Genomic DNA, 17,036 nt, shown 5'->3' on the forward strand with positions numbered 1-17,036 from the left:
CTACTTGGGAAGCGCGTCGAGGTTGGATTTCACGGTGACCCTGCGGGGATCGGAAGCCATGCCCGGAATCCGGAGGAAGTCCTCGTAGCACTCCCGGGCCGTGGGCACGTCGCCGGCCAACCGCGCCAGATCGCCTCTGCGCACCAGGCCGTCGGCCGCCAGCGGCCGGATCCGGCCCATGACCGGCCCATCGACCGGGATCCTGCTCACGATGCCAAACTTGACGTACTTCCGGTAGTGCTCCAGGGCCAGGTCCGCGTTGCCCGCCGTCTGCGCCTGGTCGCCGAGGCCGGCCCAGAGGGGCAGGGCCGCCTTGATCGCGTCTGCGAAGTGCTTCCACTCGGGGTGCTTCTCCGCCATGCCCAGGTACTTCTCGAGCCTTTCGAGGGCGCCGGCCGGATGGGACGCGACCAGGGCCAGGCCCTTGGTGAAGTGGGTGTTGGCGATGGCTTCCGCCTGGGAGATCGATCCGGTCCCGGAAGGGCCCCTGGAGGCGCCGGCGCCGCCCCCGGCCCTGGGGTTGTGGGCGGCCTGGGTCGTCCACGCGGGGTTCGGGAGCGCCTCCCGGTAGGGGAGCAGCGGCGCCGTGACCTGGACGATGGCGTCCCCGCAGGAAAGGGCCAGGTCGTCCTCGGGGGTCACGGCCAGGCCCCGCGGGGCCAGGAGGGGCGAGGCGAGGGCCTGGCCCGGCTCCGCCCCGGTGAGGTGGTTGACGCCGGGAAGGCCGGCGGCGCACTCGAAGGTCCGGGTGCCCTCCCTCAGGACCCAGACGGCCCCGTTGGCGGCGTCGGCCAGGAAGAGATTCCCCCTGGAATCGACGGCTGCGGCCTCGATCTCGGGGAACCCGCCCGCGGTCCGTCCGGCCAGGCCGGGGACGTTCGCGGCCACCCCGGGCCCGAAGGCGAAGGGCGGACCGTCCGGAATCCAGGCGGGGCCCCCGGGCGCACCTTCCCGGTAGGTGTGGATCATGCAGAGGTCCTGGTCGCGGTCGGGCAGGACGACGTGGACCCGGTTGTCCCGGCCGATGGCCAGGGACTGGGGCCCGTGGGGCAGGCCGTCGGCCACCGTCTCCATGGCGAAGGCCGGGGCGGGTCCGGTGCCGGTGATCCTGCACAGGGTGACCCGCCAGGGGCCGCCGCCGGGGTTGGCCGCCAGGTAGGCCGCGTAGGCCCCTTCGGCCAGGGGCGCCGGCGCGGCACCCGGCCTGGGGGTCGGGGCCGGCGCCGCGGGGCTGCTGCAGAACGCCACCATGGCCTGCGCGTCCGGAGGATCCAGGGGGTTCGTGCGCGCCAGGGGGCCCCTGCCCCGGGCGGCGATGTGGACCCCCGCGCCCCCGCGGACGGGGTCCAGGACGTTCAGGACGCGGCCGTTGTCGATCATCTTGATGCGGGAGCCGCCATCCTCCAGGACGAACATCCGGGCCGAACCGTCCATCGCGATTTCGGTGGGGTTCTTGAACCGGGCGCCGGCGAGGGGTTCCGGTCCCAGCTGGGCTTCCTTCACCTTGGGGCTGCCGGCGAAGGTGCCCACCGCCCCGGACGGGACGGACCCCAGCCCGCGGAGGGCCACCCGGCGGATGCAGTTGTTCCCGGCGTCCACCACGTAGGCGTCGCCGGTGGACTGTTCCACCGCGATGCCCCTGGGACCCAGGAACCGGGCCTCGTGCCCCTTGAGGTGGTCGGCCCAGGGCTTTTCCGGCGTCGGGGTCCAGGGCGCGCCCAGGGAGGTGACGCCGCCGGGAAGGCCCAGGTGGACCCGGCGGATCATGTGCTCGTCCTGGTCCGCCACCCAGAAGGTTCCCGGGGCGGCGCCCGCTGCGAGCTGCGAGGGCCGGTTGAACCGCGCCTTCAGGGGTTCCGGGTCATCCTGGAAGCCCGCGTTGACGCGCCCCCTGGCGAGGGCGCCGGCCACGGTCCCGACCTGGCCGGCGGCGACGCTCCCGGCCCCGTCGGGGACGATGGCGACGGTGCGCAGGCAGTGGTTGTCGCGGTCGGCGACGAGGAGCTCGCCGTTGGCCACCAGGAGGCCGGCGGGGTTCCGGAACCTGGCTCCGGACTCGAGGCTGGAGCCGGGGCCGTCCTCGTAGCCGGACTTGATCCGGCCGGCGAAGGGCTTCAGCGTCCACAAAGCGTTGACGGGGTCGTCCCGGTCCGAGGCGAGCACCTGGATCACCCCGTTCTGGTCCCTGGAATCCCCCGCGGCCGTGAGGTCCCACTGGGGCCCCTTCTCCGTGGCGACGAAGACGAACCAGCGGTGGGCGCCGATGGGCGGCGGGAGCAGAAGCCGCGCAGCCGCGATCGCGACCGGGCGCCTCAGCCTGGGCGTGAGCACGGACCCGTAGAGCGGGTGGGTGTACGGGGCGCTCTCCGGGGCCAGGAGCCGGGTCTGCCCGTGGACGAAGTCCAGGACCCGGACGCCGTGCTCCAGGTCGGCCACGAAGGCGAAGCCGCCGGCCTCCGCGATGCCCGTGAGCGTGCCGAAGCGGGCGCCTCCGAAGGTCGTGACGGGTTCGGCCGGGAGCCCCGGATGGAGCGCGGTCGGGGGGAGCTGGGGGGCGGGTGCCGGAGCGGCGGGGCCCGGGGTGCCCGCGAGGGTGACGGGCGCGGCGCTCCCGTCCGGAGGCATGGCCTTGATGGTGTGGGTGCCGTTGTCGCAGATGAGCAGCACCCCATTCGCCACAGCCATGGGGCCGGGATTGGCGAAGCGGTCGGGGCTGGCCCCGTGGTCCGGCAGCCGGTACGATCCGGCGAGGCGCTCCACCACGCCGCCCACGGCGGCGATGCGGCGCAGGGTGGCGTCCGGGCCTTCGGAGATGATCACGTCCCCCCCATGGGCGGCCAGGCCCTTCACGTTGCGCCACCGCCCTTCCCTGGGGGCGCCGCCCGTCCGGGAATCCCCGTATTCCGGGGCGGGATGGGCCTTCCCGGGGTCCCCCGCCACCACCTCCAGGGACCGCCTGGCCAGGGATATCGTCGCCACCTGGTCCGGGGACCCCGGCCGGTCCTGCGCGGTGAGGGTGTAGGCCTGCCGGCGGGTGACGGTCACGTCCGCCCCGCTGGCGCCCGGCGCGAGGGGCACCTCGGGATCCAGGTCCGGGGAGGAGGCGCGGGCGCCCCCGGCGAGCCTGGCCAGGAGGTTGCGCCTGAGCGACAGGCCCGAGGGCAGGCCCGCGAACGTCCAGGAGAGGTGCGTGGAGTCCTGGTCATGGGCCAGGGGGTTCACCGAGGCGGCCAGGGTCAGGCCTCCCAGGGGCACGAAGGGCACCACGGTGTAGGCCGTGGAAGGGGAAAGCGCCGAATCGTTGGATGTGCCGTCGGAAAGGATGGCGGTCACGGAGACGCTGAAGGCGTAGCTGCCCGGATGGGTGGCGACCCCCGAGATCCTGCCGGTGCCGGGATCCAGGTCCAGTCCCGGCGGGAGTCCGGGGATCCTGCCGGTGGCGGGATCCGGGCCCATCCCCGGGGTGAAGGGGGTCAGCAGGACGTACCGGTGGGAGACGGCCTCGGGATCGTCGTTGGCGATGGCCGGGTCCCGGCCGATGGGCAGGTTGTCGTCGAAGTGGAAGTCGTCGTAGCGAAGGGTCATCGCGGGGCCCGGGTCCACCTGATAGACCAGGTCCGCCGTGCCGGTGCGGTCCCAGTTGCGCGCGGTGATCCGGAAGGGGTAGGTGCCCGGGACCCGGGGCACGCCGCTGATGCCGCCGGTGGTCGTGTCGAAGTGGAGTCCGGGGGGCAGGTCGCCGGTCCGGGTGAAGACCAGGCCGAACAGAGGGGCCGCGTTGGCGACGGAGGGGACCTGTTCGGTGAGCCGCTCCCGGGTGCGGCAGACGATCACCCCCGTGCCCGGATAGGACAGGCCGAGCGCGGAACTGTCGGAAACGACCAGGCTCACGGGGTCGGTCTCCGCCTTGTTGCCGCCCCCGTCGACGACCTCGACGGAGATGGAGGCGATCTCCACCCGGTCGGGCGTCCCCGAGATCACGCCGGTGGCGGAGTCCCAGGCGAGTCCGCTGGGCAGGGCGCCACGGAGTTCGAACCGCGCGAGGGGCAGGACCGCGTGGGTCACGATGGGGCCGATGGCGGCGACCGGAACGCCTCGCTTCAACGTCCCGGAGGCGTAGGCGATGCGCAGGGCAGGCACCGCCGTTCCGCCGCCGGCGGCCGGCGTGCTCCCGGGCCCCGGCGCGGGCGTGCCGCCGGCCGGCGGGGGAGCCCCGCCTCCGGACGGAACCGGATCCGGGTCCGGCGGAACGGCGACGTTTCCGGTGAAGGTGGCGGACGCGTGGTCGCCAAGGAGGTTGGTGGCCACGCAGGTCAGCACGAAAGCGCCCGGCGCAGGTCCGGAGATGAAGGCCACGGCGGCCCCGGCGCCTCCGGAGAGGGTTCCCTGCGGCGCCAGGGTCCAGGCGTAGGTCTCCCCCGGGCGGCCGCCGTGCAGCAGTCCCGCCACCTGCGCGGTCGAGGGCGCCACGGTCGCCGGGGCCAGGATGGTGGGAACGGAGGGGGCGGCCACGACGGCACAGGTTTCCGCCGCCGTGCTGGTGGCCCCGGTGACGGGGTTCCGGGCGGTGCAGGCGAGGAGGACGTGGTCGGCCTGGGGCGTGAACGCCACCTGCGGCCCGTCCGCCGAGGCCAGGGCGGCGCCCAGGGCGGTCCAGGCGTAGGTCTGGCCGGGGACGGGGTCCACCACCTCGGCGGCGTGGGGTCCCGCTCCCGCCCGCACCCGGGCGGGGACCGCCAGCCTGGGCGGCTCGAGGGAATAGGGAACGGCGGTCAGGGTCAGGGCGGTGGGCGCGGACACGTCCCCGGCAAGGTTCGCGGCGCGGCACCGCAGCGTGAAGGGGCCGGGCCTGCGCACGGTGAAGGTGACCAGGGGGCCCGCGGCCGTGGCCCGGTCCTGGGCGAAGGAGCCCTGGGCCGGGTCCATCTCCCAGTCGTAGGTCACCCCGGCCTGCGGCTCGAGGACGAAGGCGCCCTGGGGGGCGCCGGCCACGGTGGTCTCCCCGGCCTTCAGCTGCGGGGGGTCGGGAGGATCCAGGATCATCAGGCCGGCGGTGGTGCTCATCAAACCGTCCTCGCAGGTGACCAGCAGATGGTTCGCGTCGCCCGCGGTGACCGTCACCTCCGGGCCGCTCCCGGAAAGGGTGCCGTTCTTCACCGTCCAGCGGTACGTCGCCCCCGGGCGCGCGGGGTTGACCCGCACCTTGCAGGCCTTCCCCCGGGTCAGGAAGGCCTGGTCGGCCTGGAGGACCGGCTCCAGGCCGCTGCCCCGCACGACCTTCCCCTGGAAGGTGAACACACGCGCCTCGGCGGCGGCCTCCCCGGCGACGCCGCGGGCCTTCACCTCCAGCCGGTAGGTGGAGACCCCGGGTTTCGCCCGGAAGAGCACCACGTGGGCGGTGGGCCGGGTCCGGGCGCCCAGGAACTCCACCTCCCCGGAGCTCCATTCCACGTCGGTGTTGGCCCGGTTGAACCAGGCCACGTGGAGGTTGCCCACCCGGGCCACCGCGGGTGCGCTTATGTCAGGCAGGGTGTGGGTGGCCGGGACCACCTCCACCGTGGTCTTCGCGCTGGCGGTGGCGCCCAGGGCGTTCGTCACCACCAGGGTGTAGGTGGTGTCCGCCCCGGGTGTGACGGTGACGGGGGAACCGCTGGTCACCGCCACGGACCCCGGCAGGATCCGTCCGGTCCCCCCGGTGAATTCGGGGGTGAGGACGACGGAGGCCCCTGCCCGGATGCGGGCCGGGTCCGCCTTCAGGCTCCGGGCCACCGGCAGGGGGTGCACCCTGGCCTCGGCCACGTCCATGGCTTCGGGGGCCACCTGGGACTGGACCATGACATGGAACAACCCTTCCTGGAGGGGCGCCTTGTACACGCCCCCGGGGGAGACCTCCCCGCCCCCGGGTTCCATGACCCTCCACCGGACGTGGCGGTCGGTGGTCCCCCGCACGGTGAACCCCAGGGCCAGCTCCGTCCCGGCGGTCATTTCCGCCGTGCGCGGTTCGACCGTGATGCTGACCTGCTTCGCGGCATGCCGGTACCCGCCGTCCTGGCTGCAGGCGGGGGCCAGGGCGAGCCCGAGGGCGATCGGCAGGAACCTGAAGGTGGAGGGACGAACGAGGGCGAACGGGAGCATGGGGATCCTGAAGGAATCAAATCGATGAATTAATCATCGCAGATAGGTCCTTCATACGTGCCGCCGGGAACGCCCTTGTTCCCGCCCGGACCGGAGCGGAGGGATGGGCGCACCTTTTCCCAACCGCGCCTCCACTCCTCAACGGAACTCCAGGCAATTCCTTCAAGCATAGGGAGATAAGGTGCGCCAGGCCCCGGGTTCATGGTGAAATCGAGCATTCCCTTGAGAATCCCAATCGACCCCGCCCGAAGAAGAGACCATGACCGAAAGCCCCTCCACGCCCCTCACCCCCCGGCAGGAATACATCGCCAGCGTCTGCAATGCCTGCGACCGGAACCTGTTCTGTCCGAGAGCCTACGGCGAAGGCTGTTCCTACCTCCAGGACCTCGCCCCCTGACCTGGAACCTTGCCGGCGCGGGACCTGGAGCGCGGGAAGGGATCCGGCCCGGCGGAGCTTGATGGGATGATCCATCCTGCCGCGGCCTCCGGGGCCCGTGGCGGAGGCGGGCTCAGGTCCCGGGTTCCGCCCCTTCCGGCCGCACCCGGAGCACCCGTTCCAGCTTCCAGCTCCCGGCGCCGAGCCTCCCCAGGGCCCGCGCCAGGGCCTCCCGGCTGCAGCGCAGCTCCGTCGCCCAGGCGTCCAGGGGCACCTCGCCCCCCTCGGGGCGGTTCTCGAGCCAGGCGGTCCAGAGCTCGCCCAGGGCGCCGGCGTCCGGCTCGGTCCGGTCCCGCCAGTTGCGCTCCTGGGGGCGGTTGGGCTGGTAGAAGGGCGTGCCGCGCAGGGCCGCGGGCAGGAAGGCCTGGGGGCGGTCGTAGTCGGCGTGGGAGTAGAAGTAGCCCTCTCCCTTGCCGGCGGAGCGGCTGGTGGCGGTGTGGGCGTCGCCGATGGCGTCGGGGACCGGCAGGTCGGGGGCGGCCATGGCGGCGTCGATGGCCAGGACGGTGGCGTTGCTCTTGGGGGCGTTGGCCACGTAGAGGACGGCCTGGGCCACGGGGATGCGGGCCTCGGGCCAGCCGATCTGCTCGGCGGCGCGGCTCGCGGCCTCGGCGATGACGAAGGCCATGGGGTCGGCGTTGCCCACGTCCTCGGCCGCGCACACCAGGAGGCGGCGGCAGATGAAGCGGGGGTCCTCCCCCCCGCGGATCATGCGCGAGAGGTAGTAGAGCGCGGCGTCGGGGTCGGAGCCCCGCAGGCTCTTCTGGAAGGCGCTGGCCAGGTCGTAGTGGCCGTCGGCGCGGTCATACATGAGGCGGCCGCCCAGGGCCTCCCGGAGGCCCTCCAGGTCGGCGCCCGGCATGTTCAGCCAGGTCTCCAGGCCCGCCAGGGCCGAGCGCAGGTCGCCGCCGGCCCAGTTCGAAAGCCACGCCAGCACTTCGGCGGGGGGCTCGGCCTCCGGGCGCTCCAGGGCCCAGGCCCGCGCCAGGACCCGCAGGATCTCCGCGGGCTCGATGGGCTTGAGCGGCAGGAGCTGGCAGCGGCTGCGGAGGGCGGGGTTCAGGTAGAAGGCCGGGTTCTCCGTGGTGGCCCCCACCAGGATGGCCTCGCCCCGCTCCAGGCTGGGCAGGAGGATGTCCTGCTGGGCCCGGTTGTAGCGGTGGATCTCGTCCAGGAAGAGCACGGGGGGGACGGTGCGGAATAGGGGCTGTTCGCGGTGCTCGTTGAGGAACTTCTTCAGCTCGGCGGCGGAGCCCGAGGCCCCGGAGAACTCCAGGAAGGGGTGGCCCGTCGCCTGCGCCAGGAGCCGGGCCAGGGTGGTCTTCCCGGTGCCGGGGGGGCCCCAGAAGACCAGCGACGGCAGCCGCCCCCCGGCCGTCAGCCGCGTCAGGGCGCCCCGGGGGCCCAGGAGATGGCCCTGCCCCACCACCTCCTCCATGGCGTGGGGCCGCATGCGCTCAGCTAGGGGGACGTGGTTGCCGTTCATCGCTTCCAGATTATCCCATCCCCTCTCGAAAGCCCTTGGCTTGATCCGCCCAGGCAGGGGAGGATAGGGGAATGGGTGAATTTGATACTCCCGGTGACGCCTGCAGCATCCATTCCGCGCCCGAGACCGGCAACCGGCTCCTGGCGTGGCTCGGGAGGAACCGGGTCCCGCTGCTGTTCGCCCTGGCCCTCCTGCTGGTCCTGCCCATGCGGGACCTGTGGAGCCCGGACGAGCCCGACTTCGCCCAGTGCGTGCGCGAGATGCGCGAAAGGGGCTCCTGGCTGCTGCCCTACCTGAACGGGGAGCCCTACGCCGAGAAGCCGATCCTCTTCTACTGGCTCATGAAGGCCTCGGCGATCGCCGGGGAGGCCGCCACCGGAGGCCGGGGCTTCGTCTTCGGCATCTCCGCCTGGGCCCTGCGCCTGCCCTCGGTGCTGGCCTCCATCCTCTTCCTGTTCGGGTTCAGGCGGTGGACGGCGCGGTTCCTGCAGGCCGACATGGGGGACCTGGCGGCCCTGATACTCGCCTCGACGCCCATCTGGCTCTGGCAGTCGCAGCTGATCCAGATCGACATGGTCTTCACGGCGCTCCTGGCGTGGAGCTGGCTGGCCTGGATCGGGGGCTACCTGCTCATCCGCGACCAGGCCAACCCGCGCTACCCCTTTGAGGAACGGGTATGGTTCCTGTCGGCCTACGCCTCCATGAGCCTGGCCTTCCTGGCCAAGGGGCCCCTGGCGCTGGTGCTGTCGGGGGCGCTGCTCGCGGCCTTCCTGGTCTGGGAGCGGGATTTCAAGGCGCTGCGGCGCACGCTGCCCGGGTGGGGCCTCCTGGTCATGGCCGCGGTCATCGCGCCCTGGTACGTGGCCGCGGGGGTCAGGGGGGGCGCCGGCTACGCCTATCAGATGATCGTCCACCAGAACTTCGAGCGGGCCCTGAAGGCCTGGGACCACATCCAGCCGTTCTGGCGCTACGCGCAGTACCTGGCCGGGGACTTCTTCCCCTGGAGCCTGCTGCTGCCGGCCCTGGGCCTCTTCCTCCGGGGCACCGGGGCCCGGCGCAGCCCCCTGGCGCGGTTCCTCCTCCTGGCGGCCGTCGTGCCGTTCGTGCTCCTGAGCTGCTCCCAGAGCAAGCAGGGCAAGTACATCCTCATGATCTACCCGTTCCTGGCCCTGCTGCTGGCCGCGCTCCTCCAGCCCCTGTCCGTGGAGGCCGTCGGCCCCACCCGCCTGCGCCGCCTGGGGGGGATCCTGGCCGGAGCCCTGGCGGTGCCGGGCCTGGCCCTGGGCGCCCTGGCCTTCCTGCACGCGGGGGGCCCCAGGATCCAGGCCGAGATCCTGCCCTACCTCGGCCCCCTGCGGGTCTGCGCGGCCATCGCCCTGCTGGGGGCCCTGTCCATCCTGGGCCGGGTGCTGGCCGGCGAAGGCCGGCACGTGGTGCGGGACACCGCCGTCACCATCAGCCTGGCCTTCCTTGTGGTGGGCACCTGGGGCTTCCGGCTCCTGGACGCCCGCAAGGGCTACCGCGCGTGGACCGAGGCGGTCCAGCCCCTCATCCAGGGTCGCAGGGTCTTCTTCTGGCAGACCATCCGCAGCGGCGCCATGGTCTACACCGACCACCGCATGCCCGAGCTGCGCACGGCGCGGGACCTGGAGGCCCTGGGCCCCGAGGACCGCCTCGTCTCCATGCGCCGGGAATGGGACATGGACGACTGGGGCCTGGACCGCCAGCGGTTCGAGGTCATGCTGAGAGTGCCCGTCGGAGGAGGGGAAGCCCTCCTCATCCGAAGGAAGCCCGGAAAGGAAGCCAAGTGAGCCCCTACGTCAAGGCACTCCCCCTCATTCTCATCGGCGTTCTCCTCAACGCCTTCGCGCAGATCGCCATGAAGAAGGGCCTCCAGGCCGTGGGCGGCATGACCTGGGACCTGCCGTCCCTGTTCAGGCTGGGGCTCAACCCCTGGACCCTCACGTGCCTGGGCTGCTACGCCTTGAGCGTGGTGCTCTGGGCCGGGGCCCTCAACCTGGTGGAGGTGAACTACGCCTATCCATTCCTGGCCCTCGGGTTCCTGGTCAACGCCCTCCTGAGCCAGGCGGTGCTGGGCGAGAGCATCCCGCCCCTGCGCTGGGGCGCCCTGTCCCTGATCATCCTGGGGGTCGCCCTCCAGGCGTTCACCGGGGTGGCCAAGCATTCCTGAAACACGCCATCCCCGGTAGGAGTCCGAAGCCATGGACGGAAGCCCTCCAGCCCTTCCCATCGACTGGCCCCTGCCGGGCCACGACCCCAAGGACATCCACATCCTGGTGGTGGATGACCAGGAGATCATCCGCATGGCCCTGCTGCGCACCCTGCGCAAGCATGGCTTCACCTGCTCCGAGGCCTCCGACGCCTTCAAGACGCTCGAGATGCTGGACTCCGCCAGGATCGACCTGGTGCTCTCCGACATCCGGATGCCGGGCATGACCGGGCTCGCGCTGGTCAAGGCCGTCGCCCACCGCATACCCGACATCGCGGTCGTGATGGTCAGCTCCATGGACAACACCGAGATGGCCATGGAGTGCCTGCGCCACGGCGCCTACGGTTACGTGCTCAAGCCATTCAAGACCAACGATATCCTCATCGCGGTGGCCGCCGCGCTGCGCCGGCGCATGCTGGAGCTGGACTACCGGGACCGGGAGGCCATCCTGGCCCGCCGGGTGCAGGAGCAGACCCTGGAGATCAAGGCCTCCCGGGACGAGGTGGCCCTGCGCCTGATATCGGCCTCCGAGCACCGGGACAACGAGACCGGAGCCCACGTGCGCCGCATCGGCCTCTACGCCGCCGAGATGGGGCGGCTGCTGGGGTGGGACGAGGAGCGCATCGAGACCGTCCAGGCCGCGGCGCCCATGCACGACATCGGCAAGATCGGCGTCCCGGACCGCGTCCTCCAGAAGGACGGCCGCCTCACGGAGGAGGAGTGGATCATCATGAAGACCCACACCACCATGGGCGCCAACATCCTCAAGGACTCCACCGTCCCCTTCATCCGCATGGGCGCGAGCATCGCCGCCTGCCACCACGAGAAGTGGGACGGCACCGGCTATCCCCTGGGCCTGTCGGGCGAGAGGATCCCCATCGAGGCGCGCATCACCTGCCTGGTCGACATCTACGACGCGCTGATCCACCGGCGCGTGTACAAGACGCCCTGGACCGAACCCGAGGTCCTGGCCTACCTCAAGGACAACAGCGGCAAGCTCTTCGACCCCGCGCTGGTCCGGCTCTTCTTCGACAACCTGCCGAGGTTCCGGGAGATCATGCTGGCGCACCCCGACCAGTACGCCGAACCCGAGATCCCCTGATCAGACGCCGAGCACGTGTCCGGCCAGGGCGATGCACGCGGTGAGCCCCGGGGACTCGATGCCCAGGAGGTTCACCAGGCCGGGGACGCCGTGGTCGGCCGCGCGCTGGATGACGAAGTCCCGGGCCTCGGCATCGCCGGGGCCCTGGAGCTTGGGGCGGATGCCCGCGTAGGCGGGCTGGAGGGCCCCGTCGGGCAGGCCGGGCCAGTAGCGCCGGATCTCGGCGTAGAAGGCGTCGGCGCGGGAGAGGGCGACGTCGTAGTTCTCCTCCTCGACCCACTCCACGTCGGGACCGAACCGGGCCTGGCCGCCCAGGTCCAGGGTCAGGTGCACGCCCAGGCCGGCCGCTTCGGGCACGGGGTAGACGAGCCGGGAGAAGGGTGCGGGCCCGCTGAGGGCGTAGTAGTTGCCCTTGGCCAGGAACACCGGGGGAAGGGCGTCCGCGCGCACCCCGCGGATGCCCCGGGCCACCTTCCGGGCGCCCAGGCCGGCGCAGTTGTACACCTCCGAGGCCAGGATGGCCAGGGGCTCGGGGCCGCCGACCTCCATCCGGACGCCCTCGGGATCGGCCGCGCCGCCCAGCACGGGGCAGCGGAGCACCAGGGTGGCGCCGTGGTCCTCGGCGTCGGCGAGGAGGGCCTTCATGAGGCCGTGGGTGTCCACGATGCCGGTGGAGGGGGACTGCAGCGCCGCCAGGCACGTCAGCCGGGGCTCCGCCGCCACGGCCTGGGCGCCCGTGATCATGCGCAGGCCGGGCACGCCGTTGGCGAGGCCGCGGGCCAGGACCTTCTCCAGGGTCTCCACCTGGCCGGGCCGGGTGGCCACGATGAACTTCCCGCAGCGCCGGTGATCCACGCCGTGGGCCTCGCAGAAGGCGTACAGCTCGGGGTTGCCCTCGACGCAGAGGCGGGCCTTGAGGCTGCCGGTGGCATAGTGCATGCCGCCGTGCACCACTTCGCTGTTGCGCGAGCTGATGCCGGTGCCGAAGCGGTCCTCGCGCTCCAGGATCACCACCTCCCGGCCCTTCAAGGCCAGCTGGCGCGCCAGGGCGAGGCCCACGACGCCCGCGCCGATCACCACGCATTCGATCCGCTCGGTCATGAAAATCCTGTGGGGAAAGGTCAGAATAGAGTGCCCGGATTCTACCCCCACTTGCCCGGAAGGGGCCAGCCAGGATCCGGCGCCCATCCTTCCCGCTCCCGTGAGGCCCCGCCATGAACCCCACCCCCGTCTGCCGCCGCCCGCTCGTCCCGGACCACCGCTGGCTGGACCGGGACGCGGCCGCCGACGTGGCTGCCCTCCAGGCCCTGCACGAAAGGGCGCCCGGGTACAGCCGCGCCGTCCATGGCCGGGACCCCGACGGCAGCGAGGCCGTGGAGACCCTCACGTCCCTCCCCCCGGGGCTGTCCCTGGCCGACAAATCGGTCCTGGGCTTCTTCCTGGCCGGGGAACTGGCGGGCGCCGCCGAACTCCTTCGGGGGTATCCGGAGCCCGGCACCGTCCACATCGGCCTGCTGCTGTTCGCCGAGGCCCACCAGGGCAGGGGGCTGGGACGCCATGCCCTGGCCCTGATCCAGGACCTGGCCGCGGGCTGGGGATGCACCCACCTGGGCCTGGCGGTGCTCGACGTCAACCCCAGGGCCCACGCCTTCTGGCTGAGGGAGGGGTTCGTCGAGGTGGGCCGGAAGGCGGCCCCAGGCTACCTGGGCGAAGCCATCGTCATGGCCCGGAAGCAGGGGTGACGCGGGCCGGATGCCGCCCCATTTCCCGGCCCGCCCCCAGCTGTCACTACCGGGGTAAGCCCATGGTCCGTCCTTCCCCCCTGCATCCGGTTCATCCCCGTTCCAGCGGGGCCAACGATGAGGTGAGGTGGCGCGCAAACAACCCGCAAGCGCCGCCCCATTCTGGCCACGGCCCTTCGGGAACGGGGATGAACCGGATGGACGGGATGCAGGGGATGAAAAAACGGAAATTTCGGTTCTTCACGGATTACCGGGGAAAGCCGCACGGATCTTTAGCACTACTGTGTCATAACATTGGCGCCTTGGTTTTTCCCACATGTCGGACAGTAGGCGAGAGAACCCACGAGAATCCGCTCCAGCCTTCGACGTAGCGTCGTTATGGAATAGGGCGAATGCCGCTCAGGGCGGAAGGGCGCGGTGTCCTCTGGGAAGGGGGGCGGGCTGGGGTGGTGCGTGAATGAAGCCAAAGATGGATTGGATCGTAGGGGGGGAAAGGCGGCTTCGTTCCGCCACAATGAAGGCATACGTGGCGGCGCATAGACTCAAGTGATGGTGGAATCCCCGCCATCCACGGCCCTCATAGTGGTCCAGGCCGAGTTCGTCTTTCATCTCCTGGTAGTCCCGCTCGATCCGCCAGCGCAGTTTCGTGACCCGGACCAATTGCCGGAGTGGCGTGGCCTCTGGCAGGGTCGAAAACCAATACTTGGTGGGCTCCTGCTCGGATTCGGGCCACTCAATCAACAACCACTCCTCCGGGTGCATTTCCGCTCGAGTGTTGTCTCGATGAGCGGGACGAACGCGCAGCGCCGCGAACCGGGATTCCATGATGCCCCGGGTTCCCTCTCCCCACGGCACCTTCGCCCAGGCGGCCTTGGGCAGGGCCTCCGCCAGGGCTTTGACCGTCTCGGGCTGATGCTCATCATCCCTCCTCAGTCTCTTGGCCGGATGTCCCTTTCCGCCGGGTTTTCTGGGGGGCAGCGGCCCATTGCCGTTCGCCCAGACGGTCGTGGTTTTGCTGACCCCCACTGCGTAGACGAGGTGCCGTTCCGTCAACCCTTCCCTGAAACCGAAAATGTCGCCGTAGCCCGCATCAGCCAGCACGGGCAGGTCAGGTTCCTTGTCCGTGCGCTGACCATCAATGAGGGCGAGCGCAATTTGCCATTTGGGCTGAAAGACAACCGCCTCGGGAACACCGGCCTCGGCACGGCGTTCCATGTCCTTGGCCCAGGCCTCCGGAAGATACAACCGGAACGCCACGGGCACACTGCTCCAGCGGGAGGCCATGGACAAGCTCACGGCGCATTGGCAATTGGAGGTCTTTCCGAATGGCCCGCAATACTGATGGGCCACGCCAACCGAGTGCGTCCCCTTTTTGGGGAAACCTGTGTCATCGACAATCCAGGCTTCAATCGGCCCCTGGATCTCCATGGCTTCGCGAGCATAGTCCCGGGCCACCCGGAGAACCGCGTCATCACTCCAACCCGCTTGAGCCACCAGGTGGTGCAAGGATTGGTGCCGGGCCTGGACGTGCACCGGGTCCAACCGCGCTGCCATCGGCTCAACGCTTTTTCGATCCCCGGGCAGGATCAAACCCTGGCAATAGAGCGCCATTGGCTCACGGCGATCGGCATGGCCGGCCGCCTTCGCCAGTAATCCGGCGTAGGCATCGAAACGCGCACGGCTTTCGGCAGTCTCAACCATAGGTAGCCCTAGCCTATAGGATAGGCAGGGCGGGGAGGCTGTCAATACTTATGACACAGTAGTGTTAGGAAGAAGGAGGTCTCATCCCGGTAACCGTAGGCGATGCGCTTGAGGAGCCAGAAGTTCACTGCTGCCGGACTGTTTCCCGATGAATCCGGAGGACTCCAACGAAGAGCCTATCGCCGAGGCGCCGAGGCAGCCGAGGATCGCCGAAGAATAAAAAAGATCTATTCTCGGCGAACCTCGGCCCCTCGGCGCCTCGGCGATAGGCTTTTCGTTTCAACGTGTCTGAATGAAGAGGGTCATGACGGCCTTCAAAAGGCCGATCCAGGGTCCTCCCCAGAAACAAGCCAGAGTGAGTGTGGGTCGAGGCCTTCACTCAGACCCGTGAAGAGCCGAAATTCCGGATCCGCGTAATTCCTCAAGACGACTTGCCCGGCTTCAGGATCCGTCCTGTGGCCATCCAGATCTGTGAGACCTGGCGGGTCGGAAAGTTCGGCTAGGATTGACCCATGCGGCGCTCCTGGATCTGGCTCCTTCCCCTGGCCCTGGCCTTCAACACCTTCTGGCTCAGCAGCCGGAGCTCCCTGCCGGTGTCCCTGGGACACCCCCTGGACTGGTTCGCCCACGCCACGGAGTTCGCGGCCCTGGCACTGACCGCGGAAGTGGCCGCGCGCTGGACCTGGGGGACCGTTCCCACCTACCGGCGCCACCTGGCGATCTTCGCCCTGGCCTCCCTCTACGGCATGTCGGACGAGATCCATCAGATCTTCGTCCCGGGGAGGGACGCGTCGATCCTGGACTGGGCGGCCGATTCCATCGGCGCGGTCCTGGGCCTGGGCCTCTCGTGCCTGCCGCTCATGTGGCGCCGCTGGATGGCCTCCCTCGGCTGGCTCCGGGGCGAACCCCGCCGGCCCGACCCCTCGGCGCCCCTGGTCCTGGTGGCCGACCCCCACTGGAGCGGGGACCTCACGGGGCTGCGGGAGGCCACCGCCGCCCATCCGGGGGCCGACTGGCTCTTCCTGGGGGACGTCTTCGACGTGTGGGTGGGGATCCCGGGCATGGAGTCGCCCCAGCAGGAGGCCTTCCTGGCCTGGGTGGACGAGCGGCGCCGTCAGGGCCGCTGGGTGGGACTCTGGCTGGGCAACCGGGAGTACTTCCTGGACGGACTGTCCGGGCGCTTCGACCTCATGGGCGAGGGCATCGGGGGCGGCCTGCCCGCGGAGGCGCTGGCCTGGGAGCACGGGGACCTCATCAACGCCGCCGACTGGCAGTACCGGCTCTGGAACCTGGTCTCCCGCAGCGGCGTCATGTGGCTGGTGGCCCGGGCCCTGCCGCGTTCCACCGCCCGGTCCCTGGCCGCCCGCCTCGAACGGTCCATGCGCACCACGAACCGGGCCTACAAGCTCGCCTTTCCCCGGGAGGCCTTCCGGGCCGCCGCCGCCGCCCACGCGGGGAAAACCTTCATCACGGGGCACTTCCACTCCCATGAGGTCGAGGGCAACGGCACGGCGCTGCCCTGGGCCCACGATGGTAATTTCATGGTCTGGGAGCAGGGAATCCTTAAACCTCTGACTCCCTTGGCGCATCTATAGTCCAGTCCGGAGGTTCCCATGAACTTGAAAAGCGCCCTGTTCCCCCTGACCCTGGCCGTGCTGGCCGGTTGCACGCCCTACACGGTCAGGTACGACTACGATGCCCACGCCTCCTATGCGTCCTTCAAGACCTGGGACTGGTATGCCGCCAGCAAGAAGGCCCAGGGCAAGTCCGACGGCGTGAACAACCCCATCATGGACCGCCGGGTCCGGGCCGCCGTGGAGCGGGAACTGGCGGCCAAGGGACTGAAGGTGGAGAAATCCGCCGAGCCCGACGTGCTGGTGACCTACTACCCGGCCTACCGCCAGGGCACGGTGTACACCACCACCACCGTGGGCACCCACTTCGGCTACTGGCGGCCCTGGGGCTACGGGGTGGGCACCCAGTTCACCGAGGCCCGGCGCTACCGGGAGGGCAGCATCATCCTGGAGATCGTCGACAACAAGACCAACCAGCTCATCTGGCAGGCGGTTGCCGAAGGGGCCCTCACGGGCCTCACCGACCCCGAGGATGCCGAACAGCAGGTCTCCCAGGCGGTAAACACGATGCTTTCCCGCTTCCCTCCCCCCCGGAAATGAAGCTTGGGGTAGGATAGGGGTCCAGGACCC

Annotated in this window: 11 protein-coding genes; 7 read left to right on the forward strand and 4 right to left on the reverse strand. The window is 70.6% G+C overall.

The features are described 5' to 3' along the window. The gene (locus ACZ5MC_RS16585) at nt 1-6,135 is read right to left on the reverse strand and encodes a putative Ig domain-containing protein (RefSeq protein WP_464516301.1); all 6,135 of its coding nucleotides are present in this window, start codon (nt 6,133-6,135) and stop codon (nt 1-3) included. Nucleotides 6,136-6,394: 259 nt separating this feature from the next. On the opposite strand from ACZ5MC_RS16585, the gene ACZ5MC_RS16590 reads away from it, so the two are divergent. Next, a complete protein-coding gene (locus ACZ5MC_RS16590) occupies nt 6,395-6,532 on the forward strand; it encodes a hypothetical protein (RefSeq protein ID WP_306601587.1) in 138 nt (45 codons plus the stop codon). A gap of 112 nt (nt 6,533-6,644) precedes the next feature. Here ACZ5MC_RS16590 and ACZ5MC_RS16595 read toward each other — a convergent pair whose 3' ends face one another. After that, nucleotides 6,645-8,057 carry a replication-associated recombination protein A gene (locus ACZ5MC_RS16595; protein WP_306601588.1) on the reverse strand — a complete coding sequence of 471 codons (1,413 nt, stop codon included), beginning with the start codon at nt 8,055-8,057 and terminating at the stop codon, nt 6,645-6,647. A 71-nt stretch (nt 8,058-8,128) separates the two neighbouring features. Here ACZ5MC_RS16595 and ACZ5MC_RS16600 point away from each other — a divergent pair, with 71 nt between their 5' ends. Genes ACZ5MC_RS16600 through ACZ5MC_RS16610 form a run of 3 tightly spaced genes read left to right on the forward strand, consistent with a single transcriptional unit; the run spans nt 8,129 to nt 11,389 of the window. Continuing rightward, nucleotides 8,129-9,868, forward strand: coding sequence for an ArnT family glycosyltransferase (locus ACZ5MC_RS16600; RefSeq protein ID WP_464516302.1), 1,740 nt, complete (start codon nt 8,129-8,131; stop codon nt 9,866-9,868). Continuing rightward, nucleotides 9,865-10,248: a DMT family transporter gene (locus ACZ5MC_RS16605; protein WP_306601590.1), complete on the forward strand. Its 384-nt coding sequence runs from the start codon at nt 9,865-9,867 to the stop codon at nt 10,246-10,248. The genes ACZ5MC_RS16600 and ACZ5MC_RS16605 overlap by 4 nt, the downstream gene beginning before the upstream one ends. Before the next feature lie 31 nt (nt 10,249-10,279). Further along, a complete protein-coding gene (locus ACZ5MC_RS16610) occupies nt 10,280-11,389 on the forward strand; it encodes an HD domain-containing phosphohydrolase (RefSeq protein ID WP_464516303.1) in 1,110 nt (369 codons plus the stop codon). Here the strand turns inward: ACZ5MC_RS16610 and ACZ5MC_RS16615 are convergent, their stop codons facing one another. Continuing rightward, on the reverse strand, nt 11,390-12,490 hold the full coding sequence (locus ACZ5MC_RS16615) for an NAD(P)/FAD-dependent oxidoreductase (protein ID WP_464516304.1): 1,101 nt from the start codon (nt 12,488-12,490) through the stop codon (nt 11,390-11,392). 113 nt (nt 12,491-12,603) lie between these two features. On the opposite strand from ACZ5MC_RS16615, the gene ACZ5MC_RS16620 reads away from it, so the two are divergent. Then, a complete protein-coding gene (locus tag ACZ5MC_RS16620; protein ID WP_464516305.1) occupies nt 12,604-13,131 on the forward strand; it encodes a GNAT family N-acetyltransferase in 528 nt (175 codons plus the stop codon). 399 nt (nt 13,132-13,530) lie between these two features. On the opposite strand, the gene ACZ5MC_RS16625 is transcribed toward ACZ5MC_RS16620, so the two are convergent. After that, complete coding sequence (locus ACZ5MC_RS16625; RefSeq protein WP_306598195.1) at nt 13,531-14,832, reverse strand: IS701 family transposase; 1,302 nt, start codon at nt 14,830-14,832, stop codon at nt 13,531-13,533. Nucleotides 14,833-15,344: 512 nt separating this feature from the next. On the opposite strand from ACZ5MC_RS16625, the gene ACZ5MC_RS16630 reads away from it, so the two are divergent. Continuing rightward, nucleotides 15,345-16,427, forward strand: coding sequence for a VanZ family protein (locus ACZ5MC_RS16630; RefSeq protein ID WP_464516306.1), 1,083 nt, complete (start codon nt 15,345-15,347; stop codon nt 16,425-16,427). A gap of 18 nt (nt 16,428-16,445) precedes the next feature. Then, nucleotides 16,446-17,006, forward strand: a complete 561-nt coding sequence (locus tag ACZ5MC_RS16635; RefSeq protein ID WP_306601594.1) for a DUF4136 domain-containing protein — start codon at nt 16,446-16,448, stop codon at nt 17,004-17,006. Nucleotides 17,007-17,036 lie beyond the last annotated feature (30 nt).

It is taken from the genome of Mesoterricola sp. JemC181 (genome assembly GCF_055384585.1).